Below are 20,631 nucleotides of genomic sequence, written 5' to 3'. Positions count from 1 at the left end.
TAGAGTACAGGATTTTGCTTTGATATAAGATGAACCTTAGAATTACACTAAAACGGAGAGGGCAGAAAAATCTGGGGGTAACAGCGATTGAAAGATTATTCTGCACGCGGAGCGGCCGAGTGTAAAACTCATGAGTTGATCTTATATGAAAAAATATTGTACAGGCATATCCTAAAAGGAGGCACCACCCATGAATCGACCGGATTGGTTCCAGGCGGAAGAAGCATTACAACAAATCCAAGTCATCGGAAGCGACCGGAATGAGCTCGTGAACATCATTGGCCATGTAGAAGGACTGAATTGTATTGGCACAGGAACGGATGCGGCGGTATTTACGTATGACGGATTGCCGCAGTATGCCTTCAAGATGTACTCAGATCATGCCCTGGACAAACTTGAAAATGAAAAACAGGTATATGAGCAGCTCAAAGGCCTGCCCTATTTCCCTACCTATTACGGCAGCGGCCGAAATATTCTTGTGATCAGTTTTGAAGCGGGAGATACCTTGCTCGAATGTCTGGAAAAAGGAATCCCGGTTCCTGAGCAGGTGATGCTCGATGTGGACGCAGCGCGAGAAGCCGTTCGCAGCCGCGGGCTGAACCCTCGCGACATTCATCTGAAAAATGTAATTCTCCAGAATGGACGCGGGAAAGTCATCGACGTCTCGGAGTATATTCAGGACGGGAACGATAATCGCTGGGAGCATCTCGTCTGGGCCTATCACAACATTTATCCACGGATCAAAGGTACGCCCATCTCCCCACGCATGCTGCAAACGATCAAATGGGGATATAATCAACTGGATCAGGCCAATATCAAATTGGACGACCTCTCCAAAAAAGCTAATCGATTATTCTCTAAATTCATGAAATAAGCATCTTCATAAACAGATCAAATGTTTGTTCTGATATCTGATATTCATAAAATAATCCGGATTACTCGCGCATCTCTGGCGGTGATCCGGATTTTTGTTTGTACCCTGTCGACCGCAACGCCTTCCTATTTTAACCGCCCCTGCGAGGGTGTCATCCCTTTGTATTGTTTATACAGCTTCGTAAAATAGTTAGCGTTATCACAGCCAACCTGGGCAGCGATTTCGGTAATGGTCAGGCTGCTCTCCTGCAGCAGCTGTTCGGCTTTCGTCATTCGGCACCCATTCACATATTCCACAAAGGTGCGTCCTGTCAGTTTTTTGAACATTTTGCAAAAATGATACGTGTTCAGCCCTACCTGCCCGGCTGCCTCGGTAACGGACATTTTTCCTGTTGGCTCCGCTTCAATCTGTTCAATCAAATGCTTGAATCGTTCCCGATTGGGAAAATACGATCCCGTTGTTTTATCAGGGAGATGGTGTGGCATAAATGTGCGGGCAAGTAGAGTGAATAAGGCATGCAGCTTGGATTTCACAACCAGTTGGTAGGCCAGCGGCTGTGATGCCATCTCCTCAATGGCTTCATCCAACAGGGAGTAATAGCCTTGGCAAGCTATGTCGTGCTCCGCCGGTTTTACCGGGAACCTTACCTTCCCCTCCAGATAGGGAGCAACATATTTCAAATGAACGGGATCATGGGTAAAATCATGAAATAATGCACTGTTGAGCACAACCGAATCATAGTGGATATCCCCTTCCTCCAGGGCATACCCGACATGCAGCGCCCCTCCAGGAATAATAATGACCTCACCTGCTTGAGCTACATAGGGCCTGCTGTCGATATGAAACAGTGCACTGCCTTTCCGCATAAAAATCAGTTCAAAGTGTTCATGCCAGTGCAAGTACAGAATACATTCTTCCGTTTTCATCCCCCAACAACGATTCTGGAACAGCTGAAATGGATGCGATTTATGGTCAATGCGGGTATTTTCGTGAAGCGCTTTCAGATCCAGCACGCTGTCTCCTCCTTTCCCCACAAGATCAGACTAATATTGCACAAGATTGTATAGAGCCATCCGGCAGATGCCCGGCTATAATGAGTGTGTCACGAAGTACTATAAGCCAATATTGGAGTGAAATACAACCATGAATAATCCGTTACGCATAGGCACCCTTGTGGGTGGACACGACGCAGTCCGCGTCATTCCACAGATCATGAAACATGGTTTCGAATCATTCAATCTGACCTTCTGGCAAACAACTGGTGATTTGGACCTCGCCGAAACTGCCAAACGTGTCCGTGAAATTGTGGACGAACAAGGAATTGTCATCTCTGCAGTAAGTGTGTTTGGCAATCCGCTCACCGGAGCCGGGGATAATGCTGATACATTGGCCAGTTGGGAGCGGGTAATTGACCATGCCCAGCTCTTCGGAGCGGATATCGTCTCCGGGTTTACCGGACGACTGACCGATCAACCGATTGACCAATCGATTCCGCGGTTCAAGGAAGTGTTTGGAGAACTGGCACGTCGGGCTGCAGACCGGGGTGTACGCATTGCTTTTGAAAACTGTGATATGGGTGGTACATGGCAGACAGGCGATTGGAACATTGCGCATAATCCAACGGCCTGGGAGATGATGTTCGATGCAGTTCCTGATGAAAACATCGGATTGGAATGGGAACCATGCCATCAAATGTCCAGCCTGATCGACCCGATTCCGCAGCTGCGCAAATGGGCGCCTAAAGTGTTCCATGTGCACGGCAAAGATGCCACCATTGCCTGGGACATCGTCAAAGAATATGGCGTGCACGGCCCACGTGAATTCGTCTGGCACCGTACGCCTGGCTTCGGGGATACCAACTGGTCCGATATCATTACGATTCTGCGCCAAAACGGGTATCAGGGAACGATTGATATTGAAGGCTGGCATGATCCTGTCTACAAAGATGAACTTGAAATGACCGGACAGGTGCACGCGTTAAAATATTTGAAACAATGTCGTGGTGGAGATTTTGTTCCTAATCCGGTATAAAAACAGGATTAACGTTGTGTTACATGATGCCCATTGCAAGAGCATAAAAAATGAAAAGCATAAGGAGATGATAGGATGAGTCATCCTTATCGGGTAGTTGTGGCAGGCTGTGGGGCCATGTCCAATACCTGGGTTGATTACGCCATGCAGAGACCGGACACGGAAATTGTGGGGCTTGTCGATCTGTATGAACAGACTGCCGTTGCACTCGCTGCACGGCACGGCCTCTCCTGTCCCACGTTTACGGATATCAGTGAGGCCATTCGAGTAACAGATGCCAATATCGTATTTGATGTCACCATTCCAGCAAGCCATCACACCATTGCGATGACGGCATTACAACAAGGATGTCATGTATTTGGCGAAAAACCTCTGGCGGAGTCCTTCTCTGACTGTGAAGATATTGTTCAAACTGCACGCCGTACGGGCAATATTCAGGCTGTGATGCAAAATCGCCGTTTCGATCCACGTATTCGCGCCTATCGTCAGTTGATTTCCGACGGAACGATTGGTCAGGTCGGTTTTGCAGGGGCAGATTTCTTCCTGGGACCTCATTTTGGAGGATTCCGTGACCTAATGGATAGTCCACTGCTGCTGGATATGGCGATTCACACCTTCGACCAGGCACGATATATTCTCGGTGCCAACCCGGTCTCGGTGTACTGCCACGAATTCAATCCTCCGGGGTCCTGGTATCAAGGTAATGCGATGGCACTATGCATCTTCGAAATGTCCGATGGCTCCGTGTTTAACTACCGCGGGTCCTGGTGCACAGAAGGTGTGCCTACTTCATGGGAAGCATCCTGGCGCGTAACCGGCGAAAAAGGAACCGCGATCTGGGATGGACATGATGACATTTATGCTGAAGTTGTCTCGGCACAGCATCTGGATGCGGAAGGCAAACCGTCCTTTTTCCAACCATGTGAGCGGATTGAGGGACAACAGCCCGTCATGGAGAAAACAGGGCATCACGGCTGCCTCGAAGACATGTTCGCAGCGCTGGAATCCGGACAACTGCCTGAGACCGATTGCAGTGACAACCAGTTCAGTATGGCCATGGTCCTCGCATCCCTCGAATGTGCCCGCACAGGTCAAAAGGTGCTCATTGCGGATCTGCTGAAAACCACATAGCGAAGCCGTGAGTCGAATAACCCTCCTCATAAACCAAGCCCAAACTGCGAACCTTCTGCAGTTTGGGCTTTTTGTCTGCTTACTCTTCTATTCTAGAAATGATGTAGCCAAAAAAAATGTCATGCTAAATAGCAAACGCAGTGCAGGGGACGAAATCGATTCTGGAGAAACGAAGTGCTCGCCTTTATCCCCGGATTTCGACTTTACAAAAGGCGATCAGGAAATCCGGGGATAACAGCGATCGAAAGAACGATTCGTAACCGGAACGGCTGCTTTGCAGGCAGTTATTTTTTTGAACTTACATCATTTTATAGAATCCCTTTTTTCATTGCCTTGTACACAAGCTGCGAGAACAGGCTGTTGGACCAAGCAAACCAGGGCCTTGTGAACGTGTTTGGATCATCCGAATGAAACCCTTCATGCATGTAGCCGGTGTCTGCATCCGTGTTCTCCAGCAAATCTATCATGTCCAGCATTTCCTTATCATTGTCTGCGGTCAAACCCTGCATGGACAGCGCCATATGCCAGACGTATCCGGGAGGAGTATGAGGGCTGCCGATGCCTTTGGCTGCTTGTCCTTCATAATAAAACGGATTTTCCTTGCTCAAAATAAAGCGCCGTGTATTCTGGTACACGATGTCCTCGGTGGAAGCATACTCCAAATACGGAATAGACATAAGTCCCGGGGTACCTGCATCATCCATTAGGCAAAAGTTGCCGTAACCATCCGTCTCATAGGCATAAATCTGCCCATACTCGGGGTGACGGTAAGTACCGTATAAGGAAATACCATGTCGTATTTCTTCTTCCAGATGAGCCATCTCACTGACAAGCTTCTCATCTCGAAATACCCACCTTGCAATCTCCCCCATTTGGCGCAAAGTCACCGCTGCAAACATATTTGCCGGGATATTATAATGAAAATCACATGCATCATCACTGGGGCGGAAACCGGACCAGATCATCCCGGTATAGTTTACCGGCATCCCCAATCCTTCGTTACGGAGCGTATCGTGGGCTGGACAATTCCGGCGCATGAATCGATATGGGGACTGTTCACCATGGCGCTGCTCCGTTTTCCACAGACGTACTACGCTCTCCATTACCCTCTTGAAACGCTCGTCAAATATATCCGTCAAATCCGTCTCACGCCAATACGCATAGGCTAGCCGCATAGAGAAACAAAGTGAATCCAGCTCAAACTTGCGTTCCCACACCCAAGGCGACATCTCTGTCTCATCATTCGCATCCCAATGCCATCCATTAGCTGTTTCGTTGAACGCATTGGCATAGATATCGATGTCCGCATAGAACGTATGCCGTTTGATCAGACCTCCAATGATCCGCTGCAGCTGTTCGTCTTCCTTCGCCAGCGGAACGTAGTGCATCACCTGCTCCACTGAATCACGCAGCCACATGGCCGGGATATCCCCTGTAATAACAAAGGTTGTCCCATCATCCAATAGCTTTGTCGTCGTTTCCAATGTGTTGGGAAAACAGTTACGGAACTGTGCCAGCAATCTTGGTCTATGTTGCAGCCGTTCCTCGGCCTCGGTAAGAATGTTCTGCACAGCTTGCGGTAATTCCAGATGCGGCATGGGGATTTTCGGTAATCTGAACTGTTCCATGGATGTCGTCTCCTTTGAATTGAAGTTTCCATATTTGTTTGCATCGTTTCATTCAATGATTTGTGTCACATTGTTATTTTCGTTATGATAAATTATAATAACATTATTATTTGTAAGTGTACTGTGCCGGAAGATGATCGTCAATTCATAACGGATGGTTCATCGAAAAAATAAATTGGATCATATCTTGTAGATTGAAATGACAAGTTGGATTTATGCATATTGTTTACATATGAAGGAGTAATGTAATGTCACGTAAAGTATCTATCCAGTCGCTGGCCGACCAGCTTGGATTATCCAAATATGCCGTCTCCCGTGCACTCAGTGGCAAGACAGGTGTCAGCGAAGCGACTCGCGCCCGTGTGCTGGAATTAGCCCGTGCCTTGGGATATCGCCAAAGCACCCCCGGAAGCAGCACTGTTCCAACTGCAATCCATACGGAACAATCCGAGCCCCCATTTGCTCTCATCTGCATGAATCAGCTCAACCGGGGTGAGCCCCACTATTGGCAGCGCGTCCTCTCCGGCATGATCTCTGCCTGTAATGAAAGAGGTTGGCATCATGCTATTGTATCTCCCTCTCTGGGAGTCGCTGATGAACACACGCCTCCAGAACGAGCAATCGCTCCTCACTTGGATTGGGAACGTTGTGCAGGAGTCATCGCCATGGGCGCTTTCCCCCATGCAGTCCTGCAACGACTGACCCAGACAGGCCGCCCCATTGTGCTCGTGGATCATCAGGAGCCACTATTGAACTGTGATACCATCAGCCATGATAACCTGGAAGCAGGCATTACTGTGGCTAGATATTTAATGTCGATGCAGTGCCGCCGCATCGGTCTGATTACGGATGATGGCCGAGCTGCCAGCTTTGCGCAGCGGAAGATCGGCATCGAACTGGCTTTGAACCATTTTCACGCAGACAACAGTCGGTTGACCACGTTCAGAGAATGGAATATTCCTTATGAGAACGGCGAATGGATCGACCAATTGGCTGCCACAATCAAAAACATGCCCGCGAACGAACGGCCCGATGCCTGGATTGGCGTCAATGACGATATCGCCTTGCAGTGGATGAATAAGTTGCAGGAAATGGGATTCTCCACACCTGGGGATTGCCTTGTCATCGGTATCGACAATGTACATGCCGCCGCCACATCGTCACCGCCCCTGACCACAGTCAACCTGTGCAAAGAGGAACTCGGTCAGCGTGCGATCGAAGCTTTGCAGCGCAGGATTGAACGCCCGGGAACACCAAAGGAAACGGTGATGTTATCCACGTCCCTTATTCCACGGGAATCGGCGTAACTCAATGTGCACAACTTCTTTAACATCAGCACAACTTAACTTTATTGAATATCAAAAAGGCCCAGCATTTTATTATGCTGGGCCCTTCTATCTCTATCTTGTTATTCTTCCAAGCTTATTCCGTTCCGTTTCTTTATTTCTGCCAAGGCAGACTGGTATACGATGGAAGATCTACTTCCCAATTCACGTCCCGATACTCACGATTAACTACGGTTCGTTTTAAGGTTAATTTTGTTCCATCTTCTTTGTAAAAACCACGGATGACCAATTTCAGATTGTCTGCAACGTATTCTCCGTCATTATTAGGCTGGTCTGGATAACCGATGACTTGAACAGGATACTCTTTTCCTTCCGGATCTACAGCCGCCCAGCGATCGCCATTAAAAGCATTTCGGAACGTACCGCTTCCCTCCAGGACTAATGAGTAGTTTTTGTCATAGGATTCCCACACCGGTTTGAAATTGAAATCAGAAAATAAAATTTCATCTCCATATTGTTCAAATTGCAGTACGTAGGTGTAAATTTCAGCATCCTTACGCATCTTTTCCAGATCCACTTCCACCGACTTCTCTCCCCACACTGGTATGGTGTATCCTTCCAGGACAAAGCGAATCTTCTTCGCATCCACCGTAACAAAAGCAGGGTCCCATGTCTCCGATAACTTCAATGGACCACCATCCATTAATCCACTCAAATCTCGGAACCGGAACTTGGCTTGACGGGCATCTGGTCTGCTCCCGTTGAATATTCGATACTCATTCGTTTCAGGAATTTCGATGTGATACATCAAGTCCATATCATCTGCCCAATCTTCTCCGACTTTGGCACGAAGTTGATCATCCAGACTGATGTTCATGTCAAGGCGGGTCCCGTTTGGCGTACGTACTAGCTGTGTCATATCCAGTTTCAAACCCTCAGGAGTGGTGTAGGTATTGTTCATAGGAGCCTCAACAGCCAGTGATTTGGCTTTGGTCATATCGATGTTGAATTGAAAGCTCCAATCTATCACAGCATTTTTATCTTCGTATGATTTTGTCTCAAAATTATAATAGCTTCCTACTTTTAGATGCCCAAGTTCTCCACGCACGATCACCTGATCCGGGATATCATCATGCAACTGGAATACCAATCGTTCAGCTGCCGAACCGCTTGTTCTGGTATCCCGCGCGAGAGTTGCAACCTGTCGCCCCTGATCGTCCGTAATATGAATTCTCCCCGCCTCTGGAGATATTGCAAAAAGCCCTAGCCCATCAGGTGTTGTTTGTTTCAGTGTGATCACGATTTGAGAGCGATCTACCAACACATCTTTGATCTTAAGCGTGTAGCCCTGATCCTCAATGTTGATATTCGGATTAACCACTAGACCGAGTGGCTTCAAGCGTTTGTAATCATCGGCAAAATAGGAATACTTGAGTTCTTCTGGAACAGGTATGTTAGGTAAAGGCGGGTTATTTACGGCATTCACCGTGGGTTGAGTCAATTTTGCTGTGTGATCAAAAGCAAACCAGGCCCCTCCCACAAGGATCACAACTGCCGCCACTGCGATTCCCGTACGGCGCATCCAATGGGACTTGGAGGCCTTTTTCGTAAATGGATCCCCGTCTTCTGCGCTCTCCATGGACACCCCTTCCAGCTTCCGCATCACCTCAAGCGTAAAGTCCGCATCCGGCTCCTCACGGAATAAATGCTGTTCCCATAATCGATCCTCATCATTTGGAATAGGCTTCATACGTCGATAAACCTCCTTTGCGCTCCATTTGTTTCTTCAACGTTTTCTTCCCTCGATAAAGTGCATTACGCACTTGTGCGGGGCTCATGTCCGTGATATTTGCAATCTCTTCGTAGCTCAGCTCATTCGTATATTTAAGCAGCAGCACAAGCCGATACGACTCTGGCAGTTGGTCCATCTGGCGATATATTTCACGCTGCATCTCCTTATGCAGCACATGTTTCTCTGGCGTTTCACCATTGGTTTGTTCCAAGCCTGTATGAACAGCGGTCATGACCGGTTTCTGTTGCCGCATAAAATCCCGCATCCGATTCACAGCGATGGTGTATACCCAAGATGAGAAACTGCTTCCTTCCCTTCGTGTCGGAAGATAGCGGTACATCCGAAGAAACGTATCCTGAGCGAGATCCTGTGCATCCTGATGACTCGCACCCATTCCGCGCAAAATGCCGAAGACTTTATTTTTATATTGATCTACGAGCACAGCAAACAGCTGTTTGTCCCCGGCGATAATACGCTGAATGAGCTCCTTCTCTGGTATCTGTTGAGTCATGTAATCCCCCTTCTCTACAGCTTCCATGCATGGTTCTGTACTATATAGACGGAAACACTTCCTGAAACCTCTCACTTTATCCAAAAAAAAGAATTCGCGCCACCCGGTGTAAACCGGGTAGCCGAACTCTGCAACCATTGAAGGTTCATTGTTACTGCTGCACTTGCTGCCATGTGGAGTTTCTTTTTTGCTTCGTTTTTCAGTCCTCTCTGCTTTTCTCTGAGACAAAATCACTAAGCTGGGAATAGATCGCTACAATCTCATCCATCGACATACGCACGAGTCCACTGGATGACGGGGCTACAAATTCATGAATTTCCTTGACGACCGGGTCGTCCTGAAATCCCCATTCCGCTTTGGTACGCTGACTATACTGGGTATATACCCCTTTCCCAACAAAACAGGCGATGTCTGGTCGGTATTCCTTCAGCTTTTGCCGTAAAATCTGCCGTCCCTCTGCATATTCTTCCTTTGTAATATCGTCCATACCTCTCGTCGGCCGGGACACAATATTCGTAAATCCGTACCCCAGCTTCAGCAACTCTCCATCCTCTTGTGCATCATATAAACGAGGAGTCAATCCGGAACGCTCAAGAATGCGCCAGAAACGGTTTCCTTTATAAGCATAATGATGCCCCGTCTCTCCAGACGTGATGCTGGGATTGAATCCAATAAATAATATCGATAAACCATAATCCAGATGATCTGGAATCATAATGAAAAGCCCCCTTATCTTTTTTAGTCATTTACATCTTTCATCTGTGTATAAAATGATATAATGGTTGAAGTATTTTCGAAATCGGACTGAAATTTTCATGAAAAAGGAAGCTGAACTGATGATTGCAGACATCATGCTTGAAGTCGTCCTGCCCGTCTTTCTCCTGATTGCCGTCGGGTCCTGGATGCAAAAGGTGTTCAAGTTGGACTTGTACACCCTCGCCAAAATCAATTTCTATTGTATTACCCCCGCTGCCGTCTTTATGAGCATGTACCACTCCGATATGTCGGGGGAATTGCTCGGAACTGTCACGCTTTTTTACGCCTTATATGTACTTATTCTCTATATTGTGGGGTCTGTGTTGGCACGCTCGCTTCGCATGAACAAAGGCATGAAGGCTGCCTTCAACAACAGCATCATGCTGGACAACGCAGGCAATTATGGTCTGCCCATCAACTCCCTGGTATTTCGTGGTGATCCGCTGGCCTCTTCCATCCAGGCACTGGTCATGTCTTTACAGGCATTGCTGACGTTTACCTATGGTGTGCTGTCCATTCAGGGTGCCAAGCTCAAAGGCAATTACCGTGCGGTGATCATTGGATTTCTAAAAATGCCCGTTCCTTATGCACTGTTGCTCGGCATTTTGTTTCATATGGGGAATATTCCATTGCCCACTTTCCTGTCCATGCCGCTGACTTACGCGCAGCAAAGTATGGTCGCTGTAGCACTCTTGACACTTGGTGCCCAAATTGTAAAATATCCGATCCGCCTGTATCGTCTTGATGTGTATATTAGCACATTTCTGCGTTTGCTGATTGGCCCGGCCATCGGGATTTCGATTGTACTACTGCTCGGTTTGCAAGGTATCGCCGCTCAGGCCCTTATTATCGCATCTGGTATGCCTACTGGAGTCAATGCGTCCATTCTGGCTGAGGAATACGATAACGAGCCAGACTTTGCCGCTCAGACGGTGCTAATCTCGACTTTGCTTAACATCATTACGATTACCGCACTGATTTCGTTTGCGAAGACGTTCTGACCTCATACGCAAAAATAACTAGTCCACTCTCCTCAACGGAGCTGTGGACTTTATTTGGTCTGAGGAGAAGTCAGCAGAAAGCCGGCACAACCAAAAAAGTCCAAACACAGCCGTCTCCGGATGCACTTGAACTTCTTTTATTACCTGCATATTCGATCTGATCAAGTCCATTATATGATTGACCAGAAAAACTAAGATTCACATGTCGTCCGTTCAGGGAACTTACCGCCTTCTCTGAACAAACATCGAACCAGTCGTTGCGCGGCCCGATTGAAATAAAAACTTGGACTCACTCCCTCGACCTGAACAGGTTCCAGCTCTTTCACACTTTCCTTGACCTTATTCATTTCAATGAGTCCCATCTTCCGCTCATTCGGTCCGAATCGATAAATAACCTTTTCATCGTCTTCCGTCTGTTTCACCAGCAGAATCATTGACGCCATACAGGTTACCCCCTATCGTTACGTTGTGAGATTCCAATCACCACTTGCTTACTATTAATTATTACCCAGAACGGATAGGAAACATATAGGGCTTTAGTTATTTATATTAACGTTAAAACTCCTAATTTTAATTATCTTGAATGAAATATTTTGACGAAAAATAAACAAAAACAGGCTTGGATATACCAAACCTGCCCTATTACCTTGCATCTAAAGGAATCAGAAGTCTCATGCTTCATCGATCCTGTTACAAACGTGGGTCCACCGGTTCAGACTCCAAAGCCAATGTCGCGAGCACACATTCATGCACCCTTTCCACAGGCTCCATGCGCACAAAGCGCTCGATTCCTTCCATGCCCAAGGCACTTTCCATCAGAGCGTGGCGCTCTTTTTTGGACGTTTTGCGTTTGCTGAGCCGGGACAAATTGTCCGGTGCGAGGTAATCCATGCCATAAATGATGTGCAAATACGCACGACCTCGTACTTTAATCGCAGGTTGGATCCCACACCTCTTGCAGTGCAAAACGGAAAATCCGGTCCAGTTCTTCATATTGAATAATCTGTTCATTCTCCAGCTGGGCGGCCAGTTGTTCAAAATGCGCGATCTGCTCTGCCAAAAAAGCCTGTATCGCAGGGAGCTGCGGTTCCAGATCCAATTCCTCACCCGCCTTTTTCCGGCGTAGCAGTTCATGGATTTCCGTATAGAGCGGCGCGCTCTGAGGAACAAGCTCTTGCACCAGCTCTTCAAATGCCATCGGCGGCATCGCATCATAACGTTCGATCCAGCCACAGGCGAGCAGTGGGCGCAGCACATAGAAATATTTTTTGATCTTCACCTGTTCACCCTGTAGATAATCCCGGAAGTTCCCCTTCGCCATATTCAGATAATGGTACATACAGGACTTTGGTGAGAAGGTCAAAGGCGACAGTGCACGAATATGCTCTGCCACGCTGTACGGTTCGTCATACTGAATCGGGGATTGCAGCCACTCCAGCAGTGGTGGATTCGACTTGCGAAACAGCTTCAAGGCTTTACGCAAATCCCAACCATTCATATCAAGCTGATCACTGATCGGGCGTTCGATAACATCCCTTTTATCCTCAATGGACAAGTACCATTCCAGCGGTCTCACATACAGGAAACGAACATCGTAATCGCTGTCCTGTGAAGGAAATCCCCATGCCCGGCTGCCCGATTCACAGGCATAGATGATCCGCACCTGCTCCTCCTGTTCGATCTGCTTCAGCTGCTGTCTAATCGTATCTCTCATTTCTTCATGAACATGAGTCATCTCTGTGGCCTCCACATTTTCCAATTTAAATCTCTACCTCTCTCACCCGGTTCGCAAGTGTATCATATCCCGTTATAGTCTCAGCAATATACGTCAGTACCGTTTCACTCCACCCATAGATATAAAAGGTATTGCCATCCCGTGGCGGCACCATTGCCTGCTGATAAGGTGCAATATCCACAATAAATGCTTTCAGGTCCGGATTCATCATCCGCCGATAACGTACAAGCTCAGCATATAACGGACTGCCTTCATTCTGCTGTTCATCGGTGATCATAATGATCTGATCCACTTTCTCTCCAATATCCCGAAGCTCTCGTACAGGCCGTCCCGTGTCGGTTCCACCTTGTGCGCGAATCCGATGAGCTTGGGAAAGGATACTTTCATCCATCTTGGGACGAGCATCCTCAACAATATGGTCGAATAACCAAAACAGCGAGTTGCCTCGTGTTTGTTTATATAGCGCCAGTGCCAGCACCGATCCAATTCGCAAATAATCCCCTTGCATGGAACCGGAGCGGTCCAAAAAAATGGCGGTTCTTCCCGGCAACGATGGCAGGTTGCCAATCGATAGCTCCACCGCTTCCCGCAAAGCAGAGCGCAGCTCTTCTCTTGCGATCATTTCATATGCACTGGCGAATCGGAAAGGTAAGATGCGCGACTTGCGCAGGGCTTCTGCATCCGTTAGACGACCCGTTACGTAATCGATATTTTTCGATTTTTCAAACACTCCCGCCCGATCCATTGCATTCAGATGACGTAACAATGCAAAGGTCGGCATCTGAGACATCAACGCCTCCCATACCGTACGTGTCGGCTGCATGATCGATGTGACCACCGAATACGGCAGTTTGCCTTTTTCAATCAGATGCATCCGACTTGCAGGGTTTGGGGTAGCCTTCAGCTTTTCCAGCGCCTGCAACTGCGGCAGGTCTGTAAGATCCACTTCATGTCCTCGCAAATAACGGAACAAGGCTTGCTGCTTCATATCTGTCGGCTTGGGGTGTGCTGTAGCGATCATATCGCCCAGACTGTATCCACGGCCGCGCCCGTTGTATTTGATTGCCCAATATTCAGTGATGCCGTTCAAAAATTGACTCACCTGGCGCTTCACCGCTCGACCGCCCTGTCCTCGCCCCGTTCCTCTTAGAATCGTCAGAAAATCGGCCAAATCAGCCGGTGTCTGTACCACCTTGGAGAATACTTTCGCAAACTGATCCGGGTCCACCTTGGACAAGAGTGCCAGCCCGTATAGAGGCTGTAACCGCATCAAGCCTTCATTACGAGCATAGACCAGCGCCCGCGCCATAAACCCTGCATCGACCTCAGCCATCTCCTGATGACTGACCATCGCATCATCCATCAGTTGCTGTGTGTCTGCATAAAACGTATTGTTCAATGTATTGGTCATCAACATCTGTATATATTGTTCCTCCACCAAACGGTCATAGGCTCCGTAGCCCCCATGATTACGTGTCGTTGGCTGAGGTTGACTAAATAATTGTTTTGCTCTGCTCATCACTCATGACCTCCCGGTGTGAGTCTATTTACTGATATTCCATAATAAAATGTTCCGAGGAAAAAGGTGGGAAGGTATAATACCCGCTCTACCGCTGAGCTACACCGCCATGAACGGCGGCGATTGGATTCGAACCAACGACCTGGTCGATTAACAGTCGAAGTAACCCTCCCTGGCGCCTCGGAACCTTGATCCGCAGAGTTTGTTGCTGCCCCGCTTCACAACCTTATTATGCCTCACACATCTGCACCCGAACATGGCGAAAGTATGGCGACGTACCCATTTCATAACTCATTAAATTATCGTAAGTTTAAAATGAAACCAGCCACTCATCCTGATACAATGTAGGGATATAGTAAATGGGAAGATCACCAATGTTTCTATATAACGAAGAATTGTTCTGCCAACATAGTCATCCATACATTCGCCTGACTCCAGGCCACCAAGGAGTGAATATTCATGGCTAAAGAGAGCTTTGATAAAGAAATCCAATTTCTGCGCATGCTGTCCCTGACAAGTGGTGCCTACAACCGTAAACAATATGCCGAACGGCTTGGTATATCCGTACATACTTTTGATAAAACCCAGCGTAGATTAAAAGAAATCATGCAGACCGTCGCTGACCAACGCTCAGGCTCGGAACCAAACAAAGAAATGGCGGACCTTGTTCGCTTCCAGTACGGAGAATCTGCTGAGCCTATGCTGCTCTTCCTCTTTCGAGCCAAGTCGATGAAAGAGACTGAAGTGCAGCGACTTTCTGTCCTTTTGCATACCCTGCAAGATCAAGCTTTAACAGCAATGGAATTACTGGATGCCTGCTGCGCTGAACTTCCAGAGGAACTGGCGCTGCCTGACGAAAAGACCATTCGCTCCGATCTGAAGTATCTGGAAGAAGTGGGGGTGATCCGCAAGGAACCTGGCGGCAGGCCATATCGTTACCTTTTGCAGCAGGACGTACTTACGGGTCTATCCGTGGAAGAACAGTTGGAGTTGTATGATTTTGTGGATATTATGGCAAACACTCAGGTTCCGTCCGTACAAGGCTATATATTGCGGGACAGTCTCAAAAAGGCCATTGCCGCAAGTTATCCGCAGGAAGAAGCCACCGAGCCATTCATATATAAATACCACTATTATTCACGCATTCTGGACGAAGCACATCTGTACACTCTGCTTAGTGCAATTCGCCAACGAAAACATGTCAAGTTTCTGTACTATTCACCCAAAAAACCGTCCAGCTACAGCTCGCAGAATACGAATCCACGCTTTGAACGGGAAGCAGGCGGACGATCCAACCGGATCGTACCACTTGAAGTGGTCTATGACCATCAGTATGGCCGCTGGTATGTCATTGGATATCAGGGACGCCGAGGCTTTGTGAAATTCCGCATGGAAGGCATAACACAGCTGGAGGAACAGGATTCGATTGAAGAAGGATATATGCTTGAATTGAAACAACAGTGGGCCGAGATCAGCCGCTACAGCTGGCTAGTGGATACGGGAAACACCGTAACGGTTCAAGCCCGCTTCTTCCATCCTCAGGACAGCCAACGTAACTTCATTCTGGATCGGGTTCGTTTGCAAGGCCAATGGGGAACGATTACGCCCGAAACGGAACATACCTTTCTGTATGAAATCCAGGTCAACGGTATCACCGAGATTAAGCCGTGGCTTCGGAGTTTTGGCTCAAGTTGTGAGGTGATCGCTCCACAGAGGCTGCGTCAGGAGATGATTAAGGAATGGAAGGAGATTGCGCAATATTATGAATCTGTTCGAGAAGATGTTCAACTACCAGATGATGACGAGATTGAATGAAACCGGACTGTTCACCTGGACATCCCAGGAACGGGCCTGGCTGCGCATGATGCTGAATCACCCTGCCGCACCAGAAGCGCTAAACCCTGACACGTTGCACAAAATGCATGACATGCTGGATGCAGAGCAGGATCTGGACCTTCAGGATTACCTGACCGAAAAAGCCAAAAGTGAAGAAAACAGTGTCTTTCATCCGCTGCTCAAACCATTACGGCAGATGATTTTGCATCATCAGGGGTTTCGCTTGACAGGGCGTGTACGCAATGGACGAATCAGCCAGGATCAGTTTGGATACCCCTACAAGCTCGAATATTCCATGGTCAAAAAAGAATGGTACGTACTCTGGTATGCTCCACTCTACAACAAACTGATGTCCACCAAGCTGCACAGCATCATTACCGCGGAAGCTCAGCCGCTTCAACCGGAAACTGCTTCTCAATATGCTGCCAAAATCGCGATTTTAACGGAAAACCGGAAGACGACTGTAATGATCGAAGTGCTGCCGGAGTTCAATCAGGAGTTGTCCCGAATTCTGTATGCCTTTTCCTGCTTCGAGAAGCAGGTGGAATTTGTGGAAGCCCAACAGACGTACCGCATTGAACTGACCATCCCGCGGAATGAGATGGATTATGTGCTGTCCAAAATGCGTTTTCTGGGCAAACGGGTACGGATTGCAGACAATGCTGCGCTTCGAGAGCGAATGTCCGAGACAGCCGCCAAAGTATTGGCACGCTATGCGGAAACCGAGCTTGAAGCAAAGCCTGAACGGACTTCTGGAGGAGTGCGCAGCCACACCATTGAAAAGCCTTTCGCCAATGCAGACGGCAGTGATTCTGCATAGCTCTTGTTAGTTGTGATTTGTTAAACGTCCAACTTATGCATAGGGGGACAAATAGCGTGTGTTCGTTTCATTAGAATAATATAATACAAAGAGGCTGTCCCCCGTTATACTAACGACCTGAGGGACAGCCTCTTTGTTCATATGTTTTCTCTACGCGCCACTACCGGCAGCCGAGTTCCTTCTTTTATTAATCGCATGCACACCCATCACAACCGCTATCATTTCATAAGTGTCCAGATGTTCTGATTGGTTGTCTAACACAAATGCGCCTGAACCGAACCAGCCACTTGTACGCCTGAAGCTTGCCACAACTTTACCGCCCATCCCGGTGATATCATAATCATGTGAAAACGCCGGCGCGGAGACATCATACACACCACGCGGTCCTGCATCGTACTCATACTTCTTACTGAAAAAGCTGAACCTCGCCCGTAAGACACCCCACTCCCTTCCATCGGCTGAGGTCACATCCCAACGGTTACTAAACATGCGGAATTTACCACTGCAAATGAGTCCCGAGTTATCGAATACATCAAGCGATGAACCAAAGGCACTTTTCAAATCGAGATGACCTGCCTGTTCCTGTTCATGGTTCATAATCTCGGTGTACCCTGCATTAAAGAAATTATCTCTGAAATAGAGTTCCATGGAATTCCTCCCTTACAAGAAATAAACCTTCTCCCATATTGTAAAACGACATATATCCCTATTTACGTATAAGAAATGGGAATTGCTTCAAATAAAAAATCTGCCAGCTAAATTACAGCTGACAGAATCTTATCTTAAACTTCAACTTTTTTATTATTCAGATACACAGCAACACCAACCAAAATCACAGCCACGATGATTTCAAAAATAATACTGGCCCATGTTCCATCTGACCATGTAATCCGATTGGACGTAAAGGAGAGCGCTGTGCTTTCTTCAGTGAAATGAAATAATTCGTTCGAATTAAAACGACCCGAGAAGATGATATTCTCCAGCCAGCTAATGACATTGACTAGTACGAAAAATGCGACAATACTAATCCATGGTCCTGTTTTAAAGCGGAAGCTGCCTCCGATAGAAATGGAGAGAAAGATGATTATGATACTGAACATAGCCACCCACCAGAGAAACAGCAACACATTGAGAATCTCCGAAAGATGAATACCCGAATCGTTAATGTAGCTGGTAAAGTTAATCCCTGTATGCGTTGTACTGTAAATAAAGTAGTGAATGGCAGCAACAACCATTAAGCCCAGCCAGCAGAGTGTTCCGAATATGATCGGAGACAAGACGTGAGACAGCCCTGTTACCGGCACAAGACGACGGTTAAACGAACGGATATTGGATCGGTATGTCTTGATCATTTTCACATAAATGGCCACACCTGCTCCGACATATGCAATGACACCTATAACACTCCCTGTTACTTCAGAAAAAAACAATGCCAGCCCAATTTGAACGATAATCAATACGGCTAACCCAGCCAACAATGTATTCCAATTCCTTCTAAAGTCATACTTCAGCAGTGTCATCATTCCGCATATACCTCCTTGAACATCTCATCCACACTTTTACCGTACTTGAGACGCAGTGTCTCCACTTCTTCCCGCATCACCAGCTCACCTTCACGAATGAAGATGACTTCGTCAAAGATCCGTTCAATATCTGTTACAAGATGCGTAGAGATAATCAGACTGCTGTCTTCGTCATAGAACTTGACAATTGCATCCAGAATTTTGCCCCGGGCAACCGGGTCTACCCCGCCAATCGGTTCATCGAGCAAATAAAGACGAGCTTTACGGGAAAGAGCCAGTGTTAATTGCAGTCGTTCATTCATGCCCTTCGACAGATGTCTTACCTTATCTCCCTCTCCAAGCTTCATGAAATCAAGCATCTCTCTCGCTTTCTCTTGATCAAAATCAGCGTAGAAATCACGGTAATACGCGATCGCGTCCCTTACCTTCATCCAATTCTCGGTCAATGGGCGGTCCGGCATAAAGGATACCAGTGACTTCGTTTCCAAGCCAACCGCTTTTCCCGTGACACGAACATCTCCACTGCTGGGGTGCAGAAGCCCTGCAACCAGCTTCATCAAAGTACTTTTACCGCTGCCGTTACTGCCCAGCAGACCTACAATTCGGCCTGGTGCGATATCAAGCGTGATGTCATGAAGTGCTTTCTTACCGCCATATGTTTTGCTCACATGGTTCAGCTCAAGAATATTACTCATTCACTGTTCCTCCTCTGCCATCACGATGCAGTGATTGCTTTCCTTCTGCAACGGCATCCGCCACGATATTTACGATATCCTGTTCTTCGATGCCCAGTTCCTGCATTCCTGTCAGAAAACGCTCCAGCAATTCACCAGCCATCTCTTTTTTGATCGTCATAATTTTCGACTCCTCACTTGTCACGTATCGACCCAGACCTCGCTTGGTTTCAACCACTTCTTCCCGCTCCAACTCCTGAAATGTTCGCTGTACTGTATTGGGATTGATCTGTAATTCGGCCGCGAGCTCACGAACCGAAGGGATTTTATCGCCTGCCTTAAGTGTTCCGGTCACAATCTGTCTTTTGATGTACTGCATAATCTGCAGGTAGATTGGCAAGTTGTTGTCAAATTCGATGCTCACAATGTCCTCGCTCCTCTCTGTATCTGTGTGTTAGTTACATAGTACACTAGTGATTTGTTGTTGTAAAGCCCATTTATTTAAAATGGCTTCAAATGCAAAAAAAAAGAACAGATCCTCAGATCTGCTCTTATTACTCTTAATTCTTTCAACTACGTTCATTGTATGATGTAATCGGTCTGACAAGAAGTTTCTATACAATATCCAAAGGCACTTTACCCTTAGGTGCAGGGAATGCCTTATTCAACCGAAAAATTTCATCTTGGGTCAAAATAACATCCATCGCCGCAGCATTTTCTGCAACATGATTCAGCTGTACAGCTTTCGGGATCGCCAGTATGTCTCCATCCCTGATAACCCAGGATAACGCAATTTGCGAAGGACTGACTCCTCGATCCTTGGCAATCTCAAGGATAACCGAATGCTCCAGCAATTCTTTACGAAGCCTGCCACCTTTGGCCAGCGGACAATAGGCCATCACAGGAATACGGCGTTCTCTCAACCAGGGAAGAAGCTCGTATTCAATACCACGAGAAGCAGCATGATACAGCACCTGATTCACTGCACAATGCTGACCACTTGGAACGTTCCAGAGCTCCTGCATGTCCTCTGTATCCAGATTTGAGACACCCCAGCGCAGAATCTTGCCTGATTGTTTCAACTGTTCCAGAGCTTCAACCGTCTCTTCCAACGGCACACCTCCACGCCAGTGCAGCAAGTACAGATCCAAGCGATCTGTACCCAAACGCGAAAGGCTGCGCTCACAAGCGATAATCATCTGCTTCCGATCCGCATGGTGAGGATACACCTTGGATACCAGAAATACATCATCGCGACAGTCTTTTATAGCCTCACCAGTGACCTCTTCCGCCCCACCTTCAGCATACATCTCAGCCGTATCTATTACTGTCATTCCACGTTCAATACCGTGACGCAGTGCCTGAACTTCTTCTCTCCGACTGGATTGTTTCTCACCCATGTACCATGTTCCCTGTCCGATTGCAGGCAGTGTTGTCCCATCGGGCAGCTGGATCGTACGCATCTGATTTCCTTGTTGCATCTGTACTCCTCCAATCTGAGAATACTCTTCTTC

General features: G+C 47.4%; 20 protein-coding genes and 1 pseudogene. 7 read left to right on the top strand and 14 right to left on the bottom strand.

Annotated elements, in window-relative coordinates; all coding sequences use genetic code 11:
• Positions 1-190: 190 nt before the first annotated feature.
• On the top strand, positions 191-874 hold the full coding sequence (locus tag G3352_RS10110; protein ID WP_163756160.1) for a serine/threonine protein kinase: 684 nt from the start codon (positions 191-193) through the stop codon (positions 872-874).
• Positions 875-999: 125 nt separating this feature from the next.
• Here G3352_RS10110 and G3352_RS10105 read toward each other — a convergent pair whose 3' ends face one another.
• Positions 1,000-1,887, bottom strand: coding sequence for an AraC family transcriptional regulator (locus tag G3352_RS10105; RefSeq protein WP_163756158.1), 888 nt, complete (start codon positions 1,885-1,887; stop codon positions 1,000-1,002).
• Positions 1,888-2,017: 130 nt separating this feature from the next.
• On the opposite strand from G3352_RS10105, the gene G3352_RS10100 reads away from it, so the two are divergent.
• Both G3352_RS10100 and G3352_RS10095 read left to right on the top strand, forming a co-directional pair.
• Complete coding sequence (locus G3352_RS10100) at positions 2,018-2,905, top strand: sugar phosphate isomerase/epimerase family protein (RefSeq protein ID WP_072735191.1); 888 nt, start codon at positions 2,018-2,020, stop codon at positions 2,903-2,905.
• Positions 2,906-2,980: 75 nt separating this feature from the next.
• Positions 2,981-4,036, top strand: a complete 1,056-nt coding sequence (locus G3352_RS10095; RefSeq protein WP_163756156.1) for a Gfo/Idh/MocA family protein — start codon at positions 2,981-2,983, stop codon at positions 4,034-4,036.
• Positions 4,037-4,344: 308 nt separating this feature from the next.
• On the opposite strand, the gene G3352_RS10090 is transcribed toward G3352_RS10095, so the two are convergent.
• A complete protein-coding gene (locus G3352_RS10090) occupies positions 4,345-5,664 on the bottom strand; it encodes a glycoside hydrolase family 125 protein (RefSeq protein WP_163756154.1) in 1,320 nt (439 codons plus the stop codon).
• 248 nt (positions 5,665-5,912) lie between these two features.
• On the opposite strand from G3352_RS10090, the gene G3352_RS10085 reads away from it, so the two are divergent.
• The gene (locus G3352_RS10085) at positions 5,913-6,971 is read left to right on the top strand and encodes a LacI family DNA-binding transcriptional regulator (RefSeq protein ID WP_163756152.1); all 1,059 of its coding nucleotides are present in this window, start codon (positions 5,913-5,915) and stop codon (positions 6,969-6,971) included.
• Positions 6,972-7,104: 133 nt separating this feature from the next.
• Here the strand turns inward: G3352_RS10085 and G3352_RS10080 are convergent, their stop codons facing one another.
• The 3 genes from G3352_RS10080 to G3352_RS10070 all read right to left on the bottom strand — a co-directional run bounded on the left by G3352_RS10080 (position 7,105) and on the right by G3352_RS10070 (position 9,968).
• Complete coding sequence (locus tag G3352_RS10080) at positions 7,105-8,700, bottom strand: DUF4179 domain-containing protein (protein ID WP_163756150.1); 1,596 nt, start codon at positions 8,698-8,700, stop codon at positions 7,105-7,107.
• A complete protein-coding gene (locus tag G3352_RS10075) occupies positions 8,681-9,253 on the bottom strand; it encodes an RNA polymerase sigma factor (protein WP_163756148.1) in 573 nt (190 codons plus the stop codon). The genes G3352_RS10080 and G3352_RS10075 overlap by 20 nt, the downstream gene beginning before the upstream one ends.
• A gap of 199 nt (positions 9,254-9,452) precedes the next feature.
• Positions 9,453-9,968: a mismatch-specific DNA-glycosylase gene (locus tag G3352_RS10070; RefSeq protein WP_163756147.1), complete on the bottom strand. Its 516-nt coding sequence runs from the start codon at positions 9,966-9,968 to the stop codon at positions 9,453-9,455.
• Between the two features lie 121 nt (positions 9,969-10,089).
• On the opposite strand from G3352_RS10070, the gene G3352_RS10065 reads away from it, so the two are divergent.
• The gene (locus tag G3352_RS10065) at positions 10,090-11,010 is read left to right on the top strand and encodes an AEC family transporter (protein WP_163756771.1); all 921 of its coding nucleotides are present in this window, start codon (positions 10,090-10,092) and stop codon (positions 11,008-11,010) included.
• Positions 11,011-11,201: 191 nt separating this feature from the next.
• On the opposite strand, the gene G3352_RS10060 is transcribed toward G3352_RS10065, so the two are convergent.
• The 4 genes and pseudogenes from G3352_RS10060 to G3352_RS10045 all read right to left on the bottom strand — a co-directional run bounded on the left by G3352_RS10060 (position 11,202) and on the right by G3352_RS10045 (position 14,264).
• Positions 11,202-11,453: an RNA-binding protein gene (locus G3352_RS10060; protein ID WP_063567677.1), complete on the bottom strand. Its 252-nt coding sequence runs from the start codon at positions 11,451-11,453 to the stop codon at positions 11,202-11,204.
• A 247-nt stretch (positions 11,454-11,700) separates the two neighbouring features.
• Positions 11,701-11,955: pseudogene (locus G3352_RS30870) on the bottom strand (polynucleotide kinase); the annotation flags it as partial.
• Positions 11,939-12,745: a nucleotidyltransferase domain-containing protein gene (locus G3352_RS30865; RefSeq protein WP_205524805.1), complete on the bottom strand. Its 807-nt coding sequence runs from the start codon at positions 12,743-12,745 to the stop codon at positions 11,939-11,941. The gene G3352_RS30865 and the pseudogene G3352_RS30870, both read right to left, overlap by 17 nt.
• 25 nt (positions 12,746-12,770) lie before the next feature.
• On the bottom strand, positions 12,771-14,264 hold the full coding sequence (locus tag G3352_RS10045; protein ID WP_163756141.1) for a TROVE domain-containing protein: 1,494 nt from the start codon (positions 14,262-14,264) through the stop codon (positions 12,771-12,773).
• A gap of 459 nt (positions 14,265-14,723) precedes the next feature.
• Between G3352_RS10045 and G3352_RS10040 the strand changes: the two genes are divergently transcribed.
• Together G3352_RS10040 and G3352_RS10035 are read left to right on the top strand one after the other, a co-directional pair.
• Positions 14,724-16,079 (top strand): helix-turn-helix transcriptional regulator, encoded by a 1,356-nt coding sequence (locus G3352_RS10040; RefSeq protein ID WP_163756139.1) that lies wholly within the window; start codon positions 14,724-14,726, stop codon positions 16,077-16,079.
• A complete protein-coding gene (locus G3352_RS10035) occupies positions 16,027-16,920 on the top strand; it encodes a WYL domain-containing protein (protein WP_163756138.1) in 894 nt (297 codons plus the stop codon). The genes G3352_RS10040 and G3352_RS10035 overlap by 53 nt, the downstream gene beginning before the upstream one ends.
• Positions 16,921-17,070: 150 nt before the next feature.
• On the opposite strand, the gene G3352_RS10030 is transcribed toward G3352_RS10035, so the two are convergent.
• The 5 genes from G3352_RS10030 to G3352_RS10010 all read right to left on the bottom strand — a co-directional run bounded on the left by G3352_RS10030 (position 17,071) and on the right by G3352_RS10010 (position 20,598).
• On the bottom strand, positions 17,071-17,568 hold the full coding sequence (locus G3352_RS10030) for an LURP-one-related family protein (protein WP_163756136.1): 498 nt from the start codon (positions 17,566-17,568) through the stop codon (positions 17,071-17,073).
• 134 nt (positions 17,569-17,702) lie between these two features.
• Positions 17,703-18,443: a hypothetical protein gene (locus tag G3352_RS10025; RefSeq protein ID WP_163756134.1), complete on the bottom strand. Its 741-nt coding sequence runs from the start codon at positions 18,441-18,443 to the stop codon at positions 17,703-17,705.
• Positions 18,440-19,138: an ABC transporter ATP-binding protein gene (locus G3352_RS10020; RefSeq protein WP_163756133.1), complete on the bottom strand. Its 699-nt coding sequence runs from the start codon at positions 19,136-19,138 to the stop codon at positions 18,440-18,442. The genes G3352_RS10025 and G3352_RS10020 overlap by 4 nt, the downstream gene beginning before the upstream one ends.
• Positions 19,131-19,541 carry a GntR family transcriptional regulator gene (locus G3352_RS10015; protein WP_090893961.1) on the bottom strand — a complete coding sequence of 137 codons (411 nt, stop codon included), beginning with the start codon at positions 19,539-19,541 and terminating at the stop codon, positions 19,131-19,133. Before G3352_RS10015 ends, G3352_RS10020 begins: the two co-directional genes overlap by 8 nt.
• A 190-nt stretch (positions 19,542-19,731) precedes the next feature.
• Positions 19,732-20,598 carry an aldo/keto reductase gene (locus tag G3352_RS10010; RefSeq protein WP_163756130.1) on the bottom strand — a complete coding sequence of 289 codons (867 nt, stop codon included), beginning with the start codon at positions 20,596-20,598 and terminating at the stop codon, positions 19,732-19,734.
• Between the last annotated feature and the right edge of the window lie 33 nt (positions 20,599-20,631).

Origin of the sequence: Paenibacillus sp. ALJ109b, from assembly GCF_010747435.1 — a bacterium.
In the GTDB taxonomy this organism is placed as follows: Bacteria; Bacillota; Bacilli; order Paenibacillales; family Paenibacillaceae; genus Paenibacillus; species Paenibacillus taichungensis.
This window is presented reverse-complemented; position numbering and strand designations above follow the sequence as displayed.

Excerpts from the sequence above, each read along its gene's own strand:
- G3352_RS10110 (WP_163756160.1), top strand. The coding sequence starts at position 191 with ATGAATCGACCGGATTGGTTCCAGGCGGAAGAAGCATTACAACAAATC.
- G3352_RS10100 (WP_072735191.1), top strand. The coding sequence starts at position 2,018 with ATGAATAATCCGTTACGCATAGGCACCCTTGTGGGTGGACACGACGCA.
- G3352_RS10095 (WP_163756156.1), top strand. The coding sequence starts at position 2,981 with ATGAGTCATCCTTATCGGGTAGTTGTGGCAGGCTGTGGGGCCATGTCC.
- G3352_RS10090 (WP_163756154.1), bottom strand. The coding sequence starts at position 5,664 with ATGGAACAGTTCAGATTACCGAAAATCCCCATGCCGCATCTGGAATTA.
- G3352_RS10085 (WP_163756152.1), top strand. The coding sequence starts at position 5,913 with ATGTCACGTAAAGTATCTATCCAGTCGCTGGCCGACCAGCTTGGATTA.
- G3352_RS10080 (WP_163756150.1), bottom strand. The coding sequence starts at position 8,700 with ATGAAGCCTATTCCAAATGATGAGGATCGATTATGGGAACAGCATTTA.
- G3352_RS10075 (WP_163756148.1), bottom strand. The coding sequence starts at position 9,253 with ATGACTCAACAGATACCAGAGAAGGAGCTCATTCAGCGTATTATCGCC.
- G3352_RS10070 (WP_163756147.1), bottom strand. The coding sequence starts at position 9,968 with ATGATTCCAGATCATCTGGATTATGGTTTATCGATATTATTTATTGGA.
- G3352_RS10065 (WP_163756771.1), top strand. The coding sequence starts at position 10,090 with ATGATTGCAGACATCATGCTTGAAGTCGTCCTGCCCGTCTTTCTCCTG.
- G3352_RS10060 (WP_063567677.1), bottom strand. The coding sequence starts at position 11,453 with ATGGCGTCAATGATTCTGCTGGTGAAACAGACGGAAGACGATGAAAAG.
- G3352_RS30865 (WP_205524805.1), bottom strand. The coding sequence starts at position 12,745 with ATGACTCATGTTCATGAAGAAATGAGAGATACGATTAGACAGCAGCTG.
- G3352_RS10045 (WP_163756141.1), bottom strand. The coding sequence starts at position 14,264 with ATGAGCAGAGCAAAACAATTATTTAGTCAACCTCAGCCAACGACACGT.
- G3352_RS10040 (WP_163756139.1), top strand. The coding sequence starts at position 14,724 with ATGGCTAAAGAGAGCTTTGATAAAGAAATCCAATTTCTGCGCATGCTG.
- G3352_RS10035 (WP_163756138.1), top strand. The coding sequence starts at position 16,027 with ATGAATCTGTTCGAGAAGATGTTCAACTACCAGATGATGACGAGATTG.
- G3352_RS10030 (WP_163756136.1), bottom strand. The coding sequence starts at position 17,568 with ATGGAACTCTATTTCAGAGATAATTTCTTTAATGCAGGGTACACCGAG.
- G3352_RS10025 (WP_163756134.1), bottom strand. The coding sequence starts at position 18,443 with ATGATGACACTGCTGAAGTATGACTTTAGAAGGAATTGGAATACATTG.
- G3352_RS10020 (WP_163756133.1), bottom strand. The coding sequence starts at position 19,138 with ATGAGTAATATTCTTGAGCTGAACCATGTGAGCAAAACATATGGCGGT.
- G3352_RS10010 (WP_163756130.1), bottom strand. The coding sequence starts at position 20,598 with ATGCAACAAGGAAATCAGATGCGTACGATCCAGCTGCCCGATGGGACA.